This is a genomic window from Anaerobacillus sp. 63XJN7_5_ISO-PGPR-S23-430, assembly GCF_056173695.1.
The window spans coordinates 1,693,004-1,708,901 of sequence record NZ_CM149686.1 but is presented as its reverse complement, the minus strand read 5'-3'; the positions used below and the strand labels follow the sequence as shown (position 1 = coordinate 1,708,901).

Genomic DNA, 15,898 nt, shown 5'->3' with positions numbered 1-15,898 from the left:
AATTGCGCAGCTTTTTTCTTATTCATTCATTTCTAGCAATAAGTCTCCCGATTCAATTCCCTCTCCATTAGCCACATGAATATGTTCCACTGTGCCACTACGAGGTGCCTGGACGGTTGTCTCCATTTTCATCGCTTCTGTGATCATGAGGTGATCACCTTTGTTTACTCTTTCTCCTTTTTCAACTAGAACTTTAATGACAGTTCCCGGCATCGTTGCTCCAATATGATTTGGATTAGTGCGATCCGCTTTTGGTTTAGCCGCAATTGCCGTTTTGATATTTTCGTCTTTAATCACAACTTCACGCGGCTGACCATTTAATTCGAAGTAAAGGGTGCGCTTGCCTTCTAGATTAGGCTCTCCAACCGAGACAAGCTTGACGATAAGCGTTTTCCCCTGTTCGATCTCGACCTCAACTTCTTCTCCAAGTCGCATGCCATAAAGGAAGGTTGGTGTATCTAGAACGGATACATCCCCAAACATCTCTTGAACCTCTGCATACTCTAGATAGACTTTCGGGTAAAGAGCATAAGAGATCAGATCATGGCTAGTTACTTGACGATTCAATTTGTGATAAAGAGTTTCCTTTAAGTCCGTAAAGTTAACAGGTTCTAGAAACTCTCCAGGTCTTGAAGTAATCGGCTCTCTACCTTTAAGAATAATTTGCTGAAGTTCTTTAGGAAAGCCCTGATACGGCTGGCCAAGGTATCCCTGGAAGAGTTCTACAACTGAATCAGGAAAATCTAGAGATTCTCCACGCTCATACACATCATCTTCGGTTAAATCATTTTGAACCATATAAAGAGCCATATCGCCTACAACTTTAGAAGAAGGCGTAACTTTTACAATGTCTCCAAACATTTCATTAACTCTTCGATACATGCGTTTCACATCATCCCAGCGCTCTCCAAGACCGACGCCTTTTGCCTGCTGTTGAAGATTGCTATATTGGCCACCAGGCATTTCGTGCTCATATACTTCCGTGTGTGGAGCGGTCATACCACTTTCAAATCCACTATAGTATTTACGTGTATCTTCCCAGTAATGAGACAATTCTTCTAACGCTTTAATACTAATATCCGGCTGTCGCTCTGAACCATCCATTGCATAATACAAAGAATTGGCACTTGGCTGAGATGTTAAGCCAGCCATGGAACTTACGGCTACGTCTACGATATCTACACCAGCCTCAATGGCTTTCGCGTATGTATAGATCCCGTTACCGCTCGTATCGTGCGTATGAAGATGAATAGGTATAGAGACAGTTTCTTTTAACGTTGAAATAAGTTTATATGCCGCTTGAGGCTTGAGTAACCCTGCCATATCCTTAATTCCTAAAATATGAGCACCGGCGTCTTCAAGTTCTTTTGCGAGCTGTTGATAATATTCAAGGCTATACTTCGACTTATCCGGATTTGAGATGTCACCTGTGTAGCAAATTGATGCCTCAGCAATTTTTCCTGTTTGACGAACCGCTTCAATCGCTTTTGTCATGCCGTCCACCCAGTTCAAACTATCAAATATCCTAAATACATCAATTCCTGCGTCAGCAGACTTTTGAACAAATTCTCGAATGAGATTATCTGGATAATTCTTATATCCTACTCCGTTTGATGCTCGTAACAACATCTGGAACATCACATTTGGCACTTGCTCTCTAAGCTTAATTAAGCGATCCCACGGATCTTCTTTTAAGTATCGTAATGAGACATCGAAGGTAGCCCCGCCCCACATTTCCATTGAGAACAGTTCGGGTAGCATGCGGGCAGTCGGCTCTGCAATATGCAATAAATCAGTCGTTCTCATTCTTGTCGCAAGAAGAGATTGATGACCGTCACGGAATGTCGTGTCGGTAAGTAACGTTTTCTTCTGTTCTTTCACCCATTTAACAAGACCATCTGCACCTTGTTCATCAAGAATTTGTTTCGTTCCTTTTGGTATAGGCTCACTGTATTTTAAATGCGGTACTCTCCGTTTCGTAAACGCAGGTTTTTTCTTTATATCAAGACCCGGGAAACCGTTAACTGTAATGTTCCCGATGTATGAAAGCATTTTTGTTCCACGATCTTTTCGCTTTGGAAACACAAATAGCTCTGGTGATGAATCGATGAAAGATGTATTATATTCGCCTGATCGGAAGTTCTCGTGTTTCATTACATTTTCAAGGAAAGCAATATTCGTTTTAATTCCTCTAATACGGAATTCTTTTAAGTTTCTGACCATTTTAGATGAGGCTTGGTCAAAATTAAGTGCCCATGTCGATAGCTTCACAAGAAGTGAATCGTAATAAGGAGTAATGACAGCACCTTGATAAGCATTCCCTGCGTCAAGACGAACGCCGAATCCGCCACCTGATCTGTACGCCATTAGCTTCCCTGTATCAGGCATAAAATTATTTTCAGGATCTTCCGTCGTTACACGACATTGAATAGCGTACCCGTGACAGTCAATGTCATCTTGTTTCGGTATACCGAGTCGATCACCATGAATGTGTTCACCCTCAGCAATCATAATTTGAGATTGAACAATATCAATTCCCGTGATCATTTCTGTAATGGTATGTTCTACCTGAACTCGAGGGTTTACTTCAATAAAATAGAACTCTCCCTCTTGGTTAACAAGAAATTCAACAGTACCTGCATTGACATACTGTACGTTTTCCATCAATTTCACTGCAGCTTCACAAATGTCTCGTCTAGACTCCTGTGTCAGTGAAACACTTGGTGCTACCTCGACAACTTTCTGGTGACGACGCTGCACCGAGCAGTCTCTCTCATAGAGGTGAATCGTATTACCATGCTTATCTCCAAGAATTTGAACTTCGATATGCTTCGGATTTTCTACAAATTTCTCCACATAAATTTCATCGCGCCCAAAGGCTGCTTTTGCTTCAGATTTAGCACGATCATAAGCCTCCGCCAAAGATTCTTCACTTCGGACGATTCGCATGCCTCTTCCGCCGCCTCCTAGGGCAGCTTTAATCATAAGAGGGTACCCATTCTCATCTGCAAACGCCTTAACCTCATCAAGTCCTTCTACAGGGCCATCCGTTCCTGGAATGACTGGAAGCCCTGCTAATATGGCTTGTTTTCTAGCCTCTACCTTATCTCCGAACATTCGTAAATGGTCAAGTTCAGGTCCTATGAAAATAAGACCTTCCTCCTGACAACGTTTAGCAAACTGAAGATTCTCAGAAAGGAAGCCGTAACCAGGGTGAATAGCATCAATGTCGTTCGCCTTCGCAATCTCGATAATCCCCTCAATATCTAAATAGGCATCAATCGGCTTTTTATCCTCTCCGACAAGGTAAGCTTCATCTGCTTTATAACGATGGTACGATCCACTATCTTCTTTAGAATAAATAGCTACGGTTCGAATATTCAGTTCGGTACAAGCACGGAAAATTCGAATGGCGATTTCACCACGGTTAGCAACTAAAATTTTTGAAATAGCTGGCATATAATTTCCTCCTTAAACTAAAGCTCCATTTGAATCGTATTATCTTTTTTAACGTAACCTTCTTTCTGCTCTTTCCTTATATTCACAAAAGCAGAAACGTTCACTAGTATCCCCATTGATATCATCAGCAAAATTAATGAAGATCCACCGTAACTGATAAACGGAAGTGGGACACCTGTTACTGGTAACCAGCCTGTTATAGCACCAAGATTGACGACTGTTTGTACACCAATCATACCAGCAATGCCTATAGCTAGTAAGCTACCAAATGTATCCTTACAGCGAATACCTATAACAAAACCTTTAAATACGATATAACCTAACAAACCTACTACAAATACAACACCGAGTAACCCTAACTCTTCAGCCACAATGGCCATAATGAAATCTGTATGTGGTTCAGGTAAAAAACCGTATTTTTGAATACTCTGGCCAAACCCCTGACCCGTAATTCCACCTGATGCTATAGCGATATAAGAATTAATTAAATGGAAACCACTGTCTTCTGGGTCCGAAAATGGATCATAAGCTCCAGTAAATCTTGATGCCTGTTCAGGTGAGAGCGTCATCCACGCAAGAGCGAAGACAATCCCGCCAATGACGATAAGCCCTAAAATGTGTCTCCACTTCATTCCAGAACAAACAATGACAATACCTGAAGTTAATGCGATAATCATTGCCGTCCCAAGATCCGGCTGTGAAGCGACTAACGCAAAAATCAATCCAATGACCATTAAAGGAGGCATTGCCCCTCTTACAAAGTTAGAAATATAGGCTTGTTTTTTGGAGTAAATAGCCGCAAGGTAAATGATTAACCCTAGTTTGACGAATTCAGAAGGCTGAAAACTAAACGAGCCGATTTCAATCCAACTTTGTGCATTGTTCGTAGTGGATCCGATCAATTTCACGAGCAGTAGTGACAAAACAGAGAGTCCTAGTATAGGAACGATAAATTTCCTATAAGCCTTATATGGAAAGACCATCGCCAGTAGGAACATAACGAGTGATACCGCTAACCAGATGATTTGTCTGTTGAAGAAGTAAGCACTGTTTGCTTCATGTCGCATCACAGCCCATACCATACTTGCACTGTAAACCATAACGAGCCCAAACCCGCACAAAAGTAATACACTAATGATTAGAGAGTAATCATAATGCTTAAATAATTTTTTAATCATAAACGTCATCCTACCTATTTATTTTCTATTAAGAAGTTTGCATCAGCTCACTGTTAACTTCATAATCACTTGTTGATTTATTCGCCTTTTGGAAACTAAAAAGTATTGGTGGTGTTGAAGGATTCCCGTAGCCAGACCCCAGATCGTTTAACTTTCAATCAGAACACGCATCTTGTGTTCTAGTTCAAGAGCTCCAATATCTCCCTTTCTAAACGCTCGTCTTCGCTTTTCGGTGTCCAGCTGCAGTGGGCAGGGTCTCGATCGCTTCACCCCATAAAATGAACACAAAGACCGTGTTCTTTTTATGGGCCTCCAGCGCTTGTCGACCCTAAACGCCCACTTCCGCTTTTCGGTGTCCAGCTGTGCGGGCCAAATCCTCCGGCTGTTTCACCCATTCGAATGAGACATAAACCGTCTCACTCTCATGGCCTCCAACATCCTGCGGATTTAGACGGGCCCGCTCCGCTTTTCGAAGTATGTATAGGTTTCGATGGGAATTGGGTGAAACCTGCTGTCCTTTTGAAATTAAGTTTTTTTGAGAAGGACTTTTAATATGGTCCATCCGTCTGATTCTTTCCCGAGAATTTTGAATGGGATCAGATTGGTTATTCCTAGCCAGAGGTTAAAGAAAAGAACCCAGGCTATGATGGATGGGTGGAATGGCAGAATGAGAGCGAGTGCGGCGACGATAAGATTCATGAGTGGACCAGCTATGGCAATGGCGAGTTTCCCATAGGCTTTATCAGGTTGTGAGCTGATGGTCATTCCTCCAGCGAAATAAATAGCGTTAACAGCTACTTCTCCTCTCGGGTGTCTCCATGTAAAGATTCTTGGACCTATGCCCAGGTGTAGTTTCACACCAGCTTTCGTAAAAACATTGGCTGCCACTGTGTGGCCCGCCTCATGAAGTAATAAACTGATGGGAGATATAACAAGGATCACCATGAGCAAATCATACATTCATATCTACTCCTAAAATCTTCTGAATTCTTTTACGGCCTATTCGTATTCTATCATATTTTCTACTTGCTACTATCACTTAATGCGGAACTGCAAAGTGAATGAGTCAAAAATATATTGTATGTAAAGGAAAACTGAAAATAAACAAAAAGCTCAAACTATCATTGATAGTTTGAGCTTTCATTATTTCCTCATACTAGCTTCATGAAGAGCCGAAAGCTGACGCTCAAGTGATTCAAGCAATTCTTTGCCATCCTCTTCATTTACTAATCCAAGACGAACCGCGAAGTCAATTTCGCGAGATAAACCAAACATCTGCGTATCAAGAACCTCTTCATACAGAGGACACTGAGGCATCGTCAAATTCTCCATTTGAACTTCGATAAGTTTTAGGATCTTATGCGCATCGGCTTTTAACAGCTCGTATGCTTTTTCACGATGTCCTGTTGCCATACCAGTTGACAAATCTGATCCCTCCGTTCCCTTTCCCATTCCTTCTATTATCATAAAAGGAATGCAACAAAATTGCAAGAAAAAGCAGGGTAAACGCGGATGTGTTTAGAAAATACTTAGTCCATATTGTGAAGAAAGATTCTCAAGAAGTTTGTTTCCAGCGATACTATTTCCTTTTGCATCAAGTGGTGGACTATAAACACCAATTCCCATTTCATTTGGAACAAGACTTAAAATCCCACCTGAGACACCACTTTTTGCAGGGATGGCCACGTTAATCGCAAACTCACCAGATGCATTGTACATGCCGCATGTAACCATAAACGTTTTCACGATTCTCGCTATATATCTTGGAATAATCCTTCTTTCCGTTTCAGGGTCTTTTCCTTCATTGGCTAGAACCATCCCTATTCTAGCAAGATCTTTACAGTTTACTTCGATTGCACACTGTTTTGTATAAGCTTCAAGAAGCATTTCAACATTATCATCAATAATGCCGTGCTGCTTCATGAAATAACTTAATGCTCGGTTTAAATTCGCCGATTCATATTCCGAATCAGCTACTTCAGTATTAATTCCAATGCTAGTGTTATTCGTCATGTCATGAATTAATTGCAATATGCGTCCAACTTTTTCCTCTACTGAACTACCATGAATCATATTTGTAACAACTAAAGCACCCGCATTAATCATTGGATTGAGTGGTTTTGAGGGTACCATCGTCTCAAGTTTGGCAATTGAATTAAATGGATCTCCCGTAGGCTCCATTCCTACCCTTGAGAAAACATGCTCCTCTCCTGAGTCCATGATTGCTAAGGCTAGTGTTAGAACTTTAGAGATACTTTGAAGGGTAAACGTTTCGCCTACATCTCCGGCTGATAAACATCCGTCTTCCTTGGAGTAGATTGCAATTGCTAGCTTATCTGGATCGGATTTTGCAAGGGCTGGAATATAATCTGCCACTTTTCCATCTTTCGTAAATGGCTTGCTTTTCCTAACTAGTTCCACTAATTCTTCTTCTGTACGACATCTCATCTTAAATCCTCCCGCTCGGAACAAATTGACTCTCACCATACTGTTCCCCAAATGTGACAAATGCAAGCATAACCGGTATACTTGGTTTGCAAAAGATTTTGATTGTGGGGTGTACAAGATGGAGACGATTCTACCTATTAAGGGGAAAGTCAATTATTCCATTACTTTAGACGCAAGCGTATGGATATTTGATGATCGTAAGATTGAATTAGAGGAATTTTTGAAATTTGATGGTTCAAGCGAAAAGAATGAGAACGATTACATCCGTACTCAGGCTGAACGCTTTGAAAGAGAACTTACAGGAATTAAACCTCCTGTTAACAAAAGTATCAAAAGGTTTGAGAAAGAACGCATTCTAACAGGAAGTTTCGTTATCCCACTCAAACCATTTTTATCTAATGCTGATCCTACTAACGATAGCGAGAAGGTTCAGCTAGATTTTAAAGATGGCTCTAAGCAGAGTATGACAATGGATGAAGCCATGAACGGCTTTCTTCGCTTTTCCCAAGATGGAAAACCGCTCAGAGAAGATGGCCCTACCCATTTCTATTTCGGGAATGGCTCGAACGCTTCGGAACCATTTAAATACGTTACAGGTATAACTGTCATCTAGAGTAGATCAGCTGCAATGCGGGCAAGCAGAGAACGTTCACCTTTCTCGAGCTTAACATGTCCGCTAAGCGGCTGGTCTTTAAATTTTTCGACGACATAAGTTAGTCCATTCGTGTATTCATCAAGATAAGGATGGTCAATTTGCTGTGGATCACCGAGGAGAACAATTTTACTTCCCTCACCAACCCTTGTTAAGATCGTTTTCACTTCATGCTTGGTTAAATTTTGTGCTTCATCTATTATAATATATTGATCAGGTAAACTTCTTCCACGAATGTACGTTAATGCTTCTACTTGAATGGAACCGATTCCCGAGAGGATCTTTTCAAGCTCCCCCGTCTTTTTAACATTAAACAGGTATTCTAGATTATCAAATATAGGCTGCATCCACGGACGTAACTTTTCTTCTTTCTCCCCTGGCAGAAATCCAATATCTTTTCCAACTGGAACAATCGGCCTCGCAATAAAAAGTTTTTTGTAGCGATTTAAATCTTCTGTTTGCATTAATCCAGCCGCCATCGCTAAAAGCGTTTTTCCTGTTCCTGCTTTACCTACAAGTGTTACAAGTGGGATGTCGCTACGAACAAGCAAATCTAGCGCCATTCTTTGCTGTACATTCCTCGGACCTATTCCCCACATATATTCCGTTTCCATCGCTGTCTTTTCAACTTTTTTACAGTTCTTATCTACTTTGCCAATTCCGGATGACGAGGCTTGAACCGGGTCTTTTAAGATGATGTATTGATTGGGATAAAGCGGTCTTCCTTTTAACATTTTGACGTCAATATAATGCTTCTCAAAAAACTGATTGAGTACTTCTGAATCAACATACCTTTCTTCATATCCTGTATAAATCTGATTAAATTCAACAACTCTGTCGCTTAAAAAATCCTCAGCTTGTATGCCCATTGCATCCGCTTTAACACGAACCAAAGCATCTTTACTAACAAGAATCACTGTTCGACCAGACTTTAATTTCCCTTCTTCTAAAAACAAATTCAATGCGACCGCCAGAATTCTGTTATCGTTTGTTTTCTCAACAAATTTATCCTGTAAGTATTGAAAAGATCGATGGTTCAGTTCAATTCGAAGCGTCCCGCCGTTTTCAAGAGGAATCGACTCATGAAGCTTTCCGCGTTCTCGAAAATCATCAATCATGCGTGATACTTGCCTTGCGTTCCTGCCTATTTCATCCATATACCTTTTCTTTGAATCCACTTCTTCTAACACCACAGCTGGAATGACAATTTCATTCGTCTCAAACGAATAAATCGCATTTGGATCTTGGAGTAACACGTTAGTATCTAGGACGTAAACCTTATCCAACACTTCGCCTCCTGACCAAATTTAAGTTGCTCTAACAGGTACGAAAAACAGTTGGGACTATCTACGTTTTCTATAATCTATGAACTAGTGTATAAAGTTAGACGGTTATTCAGAAAATAATTAACAAACTGTAGGGATTTATTATAAATCGCTTATTACGGAGGTAATCGAAATGATTAAGATTCGATGGAGTCTCATCGTGATTTGTCTACTTACTGCTTGTCAGGCAAATGATGATCCTGTTGCTACAAATAAGGAAAAAACGGAGCGAGTTCAATATGTCAAACAGTCCGTAAAAACACCAGAGAATAAAAACTTATCAGCTACAGATATTGCTGAGAATCTTGTTACAATCGCTAAACAAGTACCTGATGTGAATGATGCTACAGCTATTGTTACTGGAAAATACGCAGTAGTCGGTATTGATGTAAACCAAAAGCTCGATCGTTCTCGTGTTAGCTCCATCAAATATACAGTAGCTGAAGCACTTCAAAAGGATCCATATGGAGCTAATGCAGTGATTACAGCTGATGCCGACACTACTTATCGATTGAAGCAAATGGCAACTGAAATTAAACGAGGGCATCCAATCGGAGGCGTAATGGAAGAGCTTGCTGATATTGTCGGAAGGCTAATGCCTGAAGTGCCTAGTAAAACGAACAAATCTGAACCTGATCCCATTCGCTCAAATGATAAGCAAATACCCGCAAAAGAAGAAAAACAATTGAAACAGCAGCAGGAGAAACAAGACTTAGATAAATAATTCTTCGGCTATTACTGATATCTAATAAAACAAACTAACCGACCCCAACGGGTCGGTTAATTTGTTTCGGTGGATTTTTTTAGTTGAGCCATGACGGAGCGATCTAATTTTGCAGCTGCTTCAGGATCATACGTTTTTTCATAGACAGGTTCAACAGACATTTTCGCACCATAAAACATCACATCTCGCACTTCTTTAATCTGAAGCTTAAACATCGTAAGCTTCAGCGGAACGTCCTGCATCCTCTCCTCCGCTAATGAAGCTCTACCGGTAATCGCATAGGTACTTTCGTTTCCAATTAGCGTAATCGAAACATGATCATTGGTCTGAATATTTGTCACAATTCTCGATTTCTGATCCACAGCGAATACGATAGTTTCACGATTGACAGCGTATAACCAGGAGATAGCACTAATATTTGGTCCTGTTGTTTCATAATCAATCGTTGAAAGGAGCGCATATTGTTCTCTCTTAAGTAACGTTAAAAGATCATTCGTTAAAGTTTGGTCGACTTTATTTGGCATGATATTCCCTCCATTTTATTACCTGTTATCTAACGCATTATACTGCAAAGGATACCGTTATTCATGCTATACTAGCAACATGGAATGAGAGGTGTAAAAGATGCGAGTAAAATGTGTATTATGTGATAAAATCGAAAAAATCGATAGCGGGAGTCCGCTTGCTAAAAAACTACGCAACAGACCGATCCATACCTATATGTGTGACACATGTAATGAACGAATTGAGACGCGAACAAAAGAACGTAAAGATACGGGGGAATTTAAATTATTCCACCAGGATGAATCGAACGATGAGTGGTAAAATAAAGCTTGGTCTACTGGCTGGAACGATTTCTGGGATTGCCCTCGGACTAATATTAAAGGTTATTCAATTCACTACTGGCAAACTCGTTTATACGCTCCTTCTAAACATTGATTTCATACCGATTATTGGGAGCATAAACTGGCCAGAACTTATTGAATTTGTTTTTCATCTTATTATCTCCCTTATCATCGGTGTTGTTTTCAGTTTAGGGAGCTCAAGATTTTTCTCTAATAAGAAAGTATATCAGGCGATCTTTGCTTACGTATTAACTCTACCAACCGTTTTTCTCTATTTTCCTTTAACATACCTTGCTATCAAGCCCACTCCGGATGTCTTTGACCTCGTTGCGATTGGATACTGGACAATAGGGCACTTAATCTATGCAGCGATCTTGTTTGGTGTTTATGCCCTTAATGAGAAATAGCCTTGTGTTAAGAAAGACGTGCTTTCAGCACGTCTTTTTCTCGTTCATTGGTTATACTTTGGTTCATTTTCAATCGAGGATAACAGCGCTTCAATTAATTCAGATGGAAATTTCTTCGAATCGCTTTCCCCATCCTTCACATAATTAACGACGTAGTATTCCTCAGTCACTTCCACAGATAAGTCCGCAACATTATGATCTTCTGTTAAGATGTCCATAAAAAAACTGCACGTATCTTGCGCTGCCTGATCATCCTTACGATGATCAGCGACAACTTTAATACTAAGCCAATTATACATCGTATCCTGAAGATTCAAAGTGTCCCTCCACCTTATGACATTACGCTTCTTTTTTCTTCGCTTGATTGAGTCGCACCTTATAAATAATTAATACGACAGCAGAAGCTACTAATCCTTCAGCAACCGGCAAACCGATTCCAAAAAAGGTTAGCGGAAAACATCCAATAACAAGAACAGCGTATACGATGACATTTTTTAGTAGAGGAAGTTTTTTGGCAAAGCCAAGACGATAGACAACAATACAAAGGATAACGATGATCGCATATAGCAAATAAAACCCCAGGGTCATATTGTCTTCAATGCCGACCAACTTAGCGAAAAATGATAAATCTTCCGATGCAATGGTAGGTTCCGTATTCATTTATTCACCCCCGGTATAAAAGCATAATAAAACAAACCATAAATAAAAGTAAACGATTTCTTCTCTCTTTTTAAAAAAAGCTATGTTACTAAAGGTTTCACTCAATTGAGCCGAAAATCGAGAATCAACAGTAAAGCCTAACATAGCTCTTTAAAAACCCCATACATAACTGGGAACATAGCTAAACAATAAAAAAACGATCCAAAAGGGATGCCCCTTTTGAATCGCATTAGACACCCTTATTGGGCTGTTTTTTTCTTTTTAGCGTTCTTTTCACGTTCGTTCTTATCAAGGATTTTCTTACGAAGACGGATTGAATCCGGTGTTACTTCGCAATACTCATCATCGTTCAAATACTCAAGCGCTTCTTCAAGAGTTAGAACGCGAGGCTTCTTCATAGAAACCGTTTGGTCTTTGTTGGCAGAACGCATATTCGTCATCTGCTTCACTTTAACGATGTTAACCGTGATATCATTCTCACGAGTGTGTTCCCCAACGATCATTCCTTCGTAAACTTCAGTACCTGGAGCTACGAAAATTGTACCGCGGTCTTCAACACCCATAATACCGTATTCTGATGCTTTTCCTTTTTCCATTGAAACAAGTACACCAGCACGACGTCCACCTACACGCCCGCTAATAAGAGGCATATACGTTTCAAATGTATGGTTAATAATACCATATCCGCGTGTTTGTGTTAGGAACTCAGTTGAGTAACCAATCAAACCACGAGCAGGAACCATGAATTCAAGGCGAACTTGGCCTGAACCGTTGTTTACCATGTTGACCATTTCACCTTTACGCTCACCAAGTGATTCCATTACAGAACCAGTGTAGTCTTCAGGTACGTCAATTTGAACGCGTTCAACAGGCTCACTTGCAACGCCGTCTACTTCACGTACGATAACTTCAGGTTTTGAAACTTGAAGCTCATATCCTTCACGACGCATGTTTTCAATCAGGATTGAAAGGTGAAGCTCACCACGTCCTGAGACAACCCATGCATCTGGAGAATCTGTATTCTCAACGCGAAGACTTACGTCAGTTTCAAGCTGAGCTCTAAGACGCTCTTCAATTTTACGACTTGTAATGTATTTACCTTCTTTACCAGCAAAAGGACTATTGTTTACAAGGAACGTCATCTGAAGAGTAGGCTCATCAATACGAAGAATAGGAAGTGCTTCCTGATGATCGTAAGGACAAACTGTTTCACCTACGTTGATTTCTTCCATACCAGAAACCGCTACAAGGTCGCCAGCTTTCGCTTCTTCGATCTCAGTACGCTTCAATCCAATGAAACCAAAGAGCTTAGTCACTCTGAATTGCTTCACTGTTCCATCGACCTTCATCAGGGCTACCTGTTGGCCAACCTTCATTGTTCCTCTGAACACACGACCAATTCCAATTCTTCCAAGATAGTCGTTGTAATCAAGAAGTGTAATCTGGAATTGAAGAGGCTCGTCACTGTTATCTAGAGGTGCAGGAATGTTATCAATAATTGTGTTCATAAGAACTTTCATATCGTCATCCTGTACTTCAGGATCAAGACTAGCTGTACCGTTGATTGCTGAAGCATAAACTACTGGGAAGTCTAGCTGATCTTCGTCCGCGCCAAGATCAATAAATAAATCAACGACTTCATCCACAACTTCTTCAGGACGTGCTGCAGGACGGTCAATTTTGTTAAGAACGACAATTGGTGTAAGCTTCTGCTCAAGAGCCTTCTTAAGCACGAAACGTGTCTGTGGCATACAGCCTTCATAAGCGTCAACAACTAGAAGAACGCCATCTACCATTTTCATGATACGTTCAACTTCACCACCGAAGTCGGCATGTCCAGGTGTATCCATGATGTTGATTCGTTTGTCTTCATAGTTAATTGCCGTATTTTTAGCAAGGATTGTAATCCCGCGTTCTCTCTCAAGGTCGTTCGAATCCATCGCACGTTCGCTTACTTGCTCGTTATCACGAAACGTTCCAGACTGGTGTAGCATTTGGTCTACCAACGTCGTTTTGCCGTGGTCAACGTGGGCAATGATTGCGATGTTACGAATATCTTCTCTTATTGCCATTAATTATTCTCTCCTCGTATTCTCGCCTTATTTCTGACGATAAACTCAATAACTAGACCATTATAACACAGATATCGCTATACGCGAAATTTCTCTTCTTTCACCAGCAACATGGTTATTGTACACTAGTACTATAAAGGGGGCTTTCTACATGAACAAGCATAATTTCCTTTTACTCTTAATGGCCATTCTAGCGGTTGCAAGCATGTGTGCAATCGGCGTATCTATAGCTGAACAAAGCTGGATCGGCGGGCTTCTTTCATTTATCGGAGTAGGTTTCTTTATGGGAATGGGCTTTCGTATTAAACGTAAAGCAGAACTATAAGATCACATGAAAAGAGCTGTTCAAGTAGAACAGCTCTTTTATCTATTTACCTTTCACCCATTTGGGTGGACCAAAATCAAATATTTTTTCCCCTCTTCTTCAATTCCGTATTGCTCGAATCCACACTTACCTAAAAAAAGACTCCATTCGTTCAGGTCATAAGGAATACCTGAAAAAACAACATCGTTTTTTTTACCTAATAAGGTGCGAATAACGCTACAACCAATACCCGACTTTCGCTTCATAGGATGAACGACAATTGTCCCTAACCATGGTTTTTGATTAGACGGTGCATCGTCAAGAACGGCCGTAATCGCTACCGGTAGATCGCCGTAGAACCATACATTAAACTCGCAGCCCATTCCTTCATATGTTTGTATGTATGAAATCATATCTTCGAATAATGGGATTCGACCAAATTCTGTAAGAAGCCATGTTTCGTCTTCTTGCGTCCAGTCAAAAAGAAGTTCAGCAATATTTTCTTGAGATTCAGGAGCTGCTAACAATCTCATCTTGAAGAAGGGGTTCTTAAGTAATAATTTTGATCAAGCGCAGGCTGAATGTATTCTTTTTGAACCTCAGTATGGAATAATTCAGTACCAGCAAAAATTGTATTCTTATCAAGTAAATCAATCTCTTTGTTATCAACTGTTGTACATATCCCTCCGCCTTCCTCGATTAACATTTTACCAGCAGCAAAATCCCACGGAGCAAGTCGCAGGGAAACATACCCATCAAGTCGACCGGCGGCTACGTACGCCAATTCAATAGCTGCACTACCATAAGAACGTGTTCCCCGGATTTTTTTTAGAAGTGGTGAGAACGTGCGAGGATCTATTCGATGATTTTCTGTTACCCAGGTCGCGTTTATAGCTAGAAGTGACTCTGAAAGGTTAGTCGTTTTCAATGGTTTGATTTTCTCATCGTTTAAATAAACTCCTGAACCTTTTTTACAATGATACAGTTCGTCCTTCGTAACATCATAAATAAACGCCAGTTTCCCTACTCCATCTTCGTATATTCCGATCGATATAGCGAAATTAGTTTGTTGATGAACGAAATTCATCGTTCCATCAATAGGATCTAAAAACCAAATTACGCCGTTCAACTGTTCTATATTATCACCAAAACCTTCTTCGCCCATGATTCGATGACTTGGATAACCTTCCTTAATTTTTTCAATAAAAAACTTCTCCGTTTGTTTATCAATGTCCGTTACGAGATCGTTTGGATTGCTTTTAGTATCAATCTTAAAGGAAGTTGTGAAGGAAGCCATGATCTCTTGACCCGCTTCTCGTATCCATCTGATTGCATCTTCATATACATTGTCCCAGTTTGTGTGCTGTGTCATGGTTCGATCTCCTTTTGCCTTATTTTTCTTTCTACCTCTTATTATGACAGGAAAAGAAGAAAAAACGAACCTTTTTGCAAGGTTCGCTTCATTAAGCTTCTAATCTGACCATTTCTTTTCGAAGCTCCTCTAGCTTCACTTTACATCTCTTCATTTCATCCTGATCACTAGCCGTCATTGCATCGTGTAGTGTTGCCAGCTCATAGTCAATTTCCATTCTCAGCACCGGGATCCGCTTCTCTGCCTCGTTTCTTTGCAATGACTGAATCACTTGTTTCATGGTAACCTACACCCCTCTCAAATTCGATTAAGCAGTCATAGTCATCAGATCCGGCTATAAGACGGAATATTCTGATATTTCTGCTTTGATTAATATATCTTATGCTTTACCTGTCGACTATGCAACCTCTTTATTTGTTTCTATTTTTCCTCTTTTTCGCACATTTCAAACC

18 protein-coding genes are annotated in these 15,898 nt (G+C 40.4%); 5 read left to right on the top strand and 13 right to left on the bottom strand.

Annotation, left to right across the window (positions count from 1 at the left end):
• Nucleotides 1-18: 18 nt before the first annotated feature.
• The 5 genes from pyc to glsA all read right to left on the bottom strand — a co-directional run bounded on the left by pyc (nucleotide 19) and on the right by glsA (nucleotide 7,085).
• A complete protein-coding gene (gene pyc, locus AC0VYJ_RS09265; RefSeq protein WP_475367225.1) occupies nucleotides 19-3,459 on the bottom strand; it encodes a pyruvate carboxylase in 3,441 nt (1,146 codons plus the stop codon).
• A gap of 17 nt (nucleotides 3,460-3,476) precedes the next feature.
• Complete coding sequence (gene ftsW, locus AC0VYJ_RS09260) at nucleotides 3,477-4,637, bottom strand: putative lipid II flippase FtsW (protein ID WP_430247085.1); 1,161 nt, start codon at nucleotides 4,635-4,637, stop codon at nucleotides 3,477-3,479.
• 525 nt (nucleotides 4,638-5,162) lie between these two features.
• Nucleotides 5,163-5,597, bottom strand: coding sequence for a site-2 protease family protein (locus tag AC0VYJ_RS09255; RefSeq protein ID WP_475367224.1), 435 nt, complete (start codon nucleotides 5,595-5,597; stop codon nucleotides 5,163-5,165).
• A gap of 183 nt (nucleotides 5,598-5,780) precedes the next feature.
• Nucleotides 5,781-6,050 carry an Fpa/YlaN family protein gene (locus AC0VYJ_RS09250; RefSeq protein WP_098445722.1) on the bottom strand — a complete coding sequence of 90 codons (270 nt, stop codon included), beginning with the start codon at nucleotides 6,048-6,050 and terminating at the stop codon, nucleotides 5,781-5,783.
• A gap of 105 nt (nucleotides 6,051-6,155) precedes the next feature.
• Complete coding sequence (gene glsA / locus AC0VYJ_RS09245) at nucleotides 6,156-7,085, bottom strand: glutaminase A (protein ID WP_430247083.1); 930 nt, start codon at nucleotides 7,083-7,085, stop codon at nucleotides 6,156-6,158.
• Nucleotides 7,086-7,203: 118 nt separating this feature from the next.
• Between glsA and AC0VYJ_RS09240 the strand changes: the two genes are divergently transcribed.
• A complete protein-coding gene (locus AC0VYJ_RS09240) occupies nucleotides 7,204-7,698 on the top strand; it encodes a peptidyl-prolyl cis-trans isomerase (RefSeq protein WP_475367223.1) in 495 nt (164 codons plus the stop codon).
• Here the strand turns inward: AC0VYJ_RS09240 and AC0VYJ_RS09235 are convergent.
• Nucleotides 7,695-9,023, bottom strand: a complete 1,329-nt coding sequence (locus AC0VYJ_RS09235) for a PhoH family protein (RefSeq protein WP_475367222.1) — start codon at nucleotides 9,021-9,023, stop codon at nucleotides 7,695-7,697. The two genes, AC0VYJ_RS09240 and AC0VYJ_RS09235, sit on opposite strands and share 4 nt — an antisense overlap.
• Before the next feature lie 172 nt (nucleotides 9,024-9,195).
• Between AC0VYJ_RS09235 and AC0VYJ_RS09230 the strand changes: the two genes are divergently transcribed.
• Complete coding sequence (locus tag AC0VYJ_RS09230; protein ID WP_430247080.1) at nucleotides 9,196-9,786, top strand: YhcN/YlaJ family sporulation lipoprotein; 591 nt, start codon at nucleotides 9,196-9,198, stop codon at nucleotides 9,784-9,786.
• 56 nt (nucleotides 9,787-9,842) lie between these two features.
• Here the strand turns inward: AC0VYJ_RS09230 and AC0VYJ_RS09225 are convergent, their stop codons facing one another.
• Nucleotides 9,843-10,310, bottom strand: coding sequence for a pyridoxamine 5'-phosphate oxidase family protein (locus AC0VYJ_RS09225; protein ID WP_430247079.1), 468 nt, complete (start codon nucleotides 10,308-10,310; stop codon nucleotides 9,843-9,845).
• Nucleotides 10,311-10,410: 100 nt separating this feature from the next.
• Here AC0VYJ_RS09225 and AC0VYJ_RS09220 point away from each other — a divergent pair, with 100 nt between their 5' ends.
• Both AC0VYJ_RS09220 and AC0VYJ_RS09215 read left to right on the top strand, forming a co-directional pair.
• Complete coding sequence (locus AC0VYJ_RS09220; RefSeq protein WP_194221287.1) at nucleotides 10,411-10,611, top strand: YlaI family protein; 201 nt, start codon at nucleotides 10,411-10,413, stop codon at nucleotides 10,609-10,611.
• Nucleotides 10,601-11,038 carry a hypothetical protein gene (locus tag AC0VYJ_RS09215; RefSeq protein WP_475367221.1) on the top strand — a complete coding sequence of 146 codons (438 nt, stop codon included), beginning with the start codon at nucleotides 10,601-10,603 and terminating at the stop codon, nucleotides 11,036-11,038. The genes AC0VYJ_RS09220 and AC0VYJ_RS09215 overlap by 11 nt, the downstream gene beginning before the upstream one ends.
• A gap of 44 nt (nucleotides 11,039-11,082) precedes the next feature.
• On the opposite strand, the gene AC0VYJ_RS09210 is transcribed toward AC0VYJ_RS09215, so the two are convergent.
• The 3 genes from AC0VYJ_RS09210 to typA form a co-directional block, all read right to left on the bottom strand.
• Nucleotides 11,083-11,355 (bottom strand): hypothetical protein, encoded by a 273-nt coding sequence (locus AC0VYJ_RS09210; RefSeq protein ID WP_430247077.1) that lies wholly within the window; start codon nucleotides 11,353-11,355, stop codon nucleotides 11,083-11,085.
• Nucleotides 11,356-11,377: 22 nt separating this feature from the next.
• Nucleotides 11,378-11,698 carry a YlaH-like family protein gene (locus AC0VYJ_RS09205; RefSeq protein WP_194221285.1) on the bottom strand — a complete coding sequence of 107 codons (321 nt, stop codon included), beginning with the start codon at nucleotides 11,696-11,698 and terminating at the stop codon, nucleotides 11,378-11,380.
• Nucleotides 11,699-11,937: 239 nt separating this feature from the next.
• A complete protein-coding gene (typA, locus tag AC0VYJ_RS09200; protein ID WP_194221284.1) occupies nucleotides 11,938-13,770 on the bottom strand; it encodes a translational GTPase TypA in 1,833 nt (610 codons plus the stop codon).
• A gap of 151 nt (nucleotides 13,771-13,921) precedes the next feature.
• Between typA and AC0VYJ_RS09195 the strand changes: the two genes are divergently transcribed.
• On the top strand, nucleotides 13,922-14,095 hold the full coding sequence (locus AC0VYJ_RS09195) for a DUF5325 family protein (protein WP_194221283.1): 174 nt from the start codon (nucleotides 13,922-13,924) through the stop codon (nucleotides 14,093-14,095).
• 53 nt (nucleotides 14,096-14,148) lie between these two features.
• Here AC0VYJ_RS09195 and AC0VYJ_RS09190 read toward each other — a convergent pair whose 3' ends face one another.
• The 3 genes from AC0VYJ_RS09190 to AC0VYJ_RS09180 all read right to left on the bottom strand — a co-directional run bounded on the left by AC0VYJ_RS09190 (nucleotide 14,149) and on the right by AC0VYJ_RS09180 (nucleotide 15,726).
• Nucleotides 14,149-14,607 carry a hypothetical protein gene (locus tag AC0VYJ_RS09190; RefSeq protein WP_475367220.1) on the bottom strand — a complete coding sequence of 153 codons (459 nt, stop codon included), beginning with the start codon at nucleotides 14,605-14,607 and terminating at the stop codon, nucleotides 14,149-14,151.
• Nucleotides 14,604-15,446, bottom strand: coding sequence for an inositol monophosphatase family protein (locus tag AC0VYJ_RS09185; protein ID WP_430247074.1), 843 nt, complete (start codon nucleotides 15,444-15,446; stop codon nucleotides 14,604-14,606). The genes AC0VYJ_RS09190 and AC0VYJ_RS09185 overlap by 4 nt, the downstream gene beginning before the upstream one ends.
• 91 nt (nucleotides 15,447-15,537) lie before the next feature.
• Nucleotides 15,538-15,726, bottom strand: a complete 189-nt coding sequence (locus tag AC0VYJ_RS09180; protein ID WP_194221280.1) for a hypothetical protein — start codon at nucleotides 15,724-15,726, stop codon at nucleotides 15,538-15,540.
• Nucleotides 15,727-15,898: the final 172 nt, after the last annotated feature.

Bases quoted from the DNA above. Each gene is read 5' to 3' on its own strand.
- pyc (WP_475367225.1), bottom strand. From the start codon at position 3,459: ATGCCAGCTATTTCAAAAATTTTAGTTGCTAACCGTGGTGAAATCGCC.
- ftsW (WP_430247085.1), bottom strand. From the start codon at position 4,637: ATGATTAAAAAATTATTTAAGCATTATGATTACTCTCTAATCATTAGT.
- AC0VYJ_RS09255 (WP_475367224.1), bottom strand. From the start codon at position 5,597: ATGTATGATTTGCTCATGGTGATCCTTGTTATATCTCCCATCAGTTTA.
- AC0VYJ_RS09250 (WP_098445722.1), bottom strand. From the start codon at position 6,050: ATGGCAACAGGACATCGTGAAAAAGCATACGAGCTGTTAAAAGCCGAT.
- glsA (WP_430247083.1), bottom strand. From the start codon at position 7,085: ATGAGATGTCGTACAGAAGAAGAATTAGTGGAACTAGTTAGGAAAAGC.
- AC0VYJ_RS09240 (WP_475367223.1), top strand. From the start codon at position 7,204: ATGGAGACGATTCTACCTATTAAGGGGAAAGTCAATTATTCCATTACT.
- AC0VYJ_RS09230 (WP_430247080.1), top strand. From the start codon at position 9,196: ATGATTAAGATTCGATGGAGTCTCATCGTGATTTGTCTACTTACTGCT.
- AC0VYJ_RS09225 (WP_430247079.1), bottom strand. From the start codon at position 10,310: ATGCCAAATAAAGTCGACCAAACTTTAACGAATGATCTTTTAACGTTA.
- AC0VYJ_RS09220 (WP_194221287.1), top strand. From the start codon at position 10,411: ATGCGAGTAAAATGTGTATTATGTGATAAAATCGAAAAAATCGATAGC.
- AC0VYJ_RS09215 (WP_475367221.1), top strand. From the start codon at position 10,601: ATGAGTGGTAAAATAAAGCTTGGTCTACTGGCTGGAACGATTTCTGGG.
- AC0VYJ_RS09205 (WP_194221285.1), bottom strand. From the start codon at position 11,698: ATGAATACGGAACCTACCATTGCATCGGAAGATTTATCATTTTTCGCT.
- typA (WP_194221284.1), bottom strand. From the start codon at position 13,770: ATGGCAATAAGAGAAGATATTCGTAACATCGCAATCATTGCCCACGTT.
- AC0VYJ_RS09195 (WP_194221283.1), top strand. From the start codon at position 13,922: ATGAACAAGCATAATTTCCTTTTACTCTTAATGGCCATTCTAGCGGTT.
- AC0VYJ_RS09190 (WP_475367220.1), bottom strand. From the start codon at position 14,607: ATGAGATTGTTAGCAGCTCCTGAATCTCAAGAAAATATTGCTGAACTT.
- AC0VYJ_RS09185 (WP_430247074.1), bottom strand. From the start codon at position 15,446: ATGACACAGCACACAAACTGGGACAATGTATATGAAGATGCAATCAGA.
- AC0VYJ_RS09180 (WP_194221280.1), bottom strand. From the start codon at position 15,726: ATGAAACAAGTGATTCAGTCATTGCAAAGAAACGAGGCAGAGAAGCGG.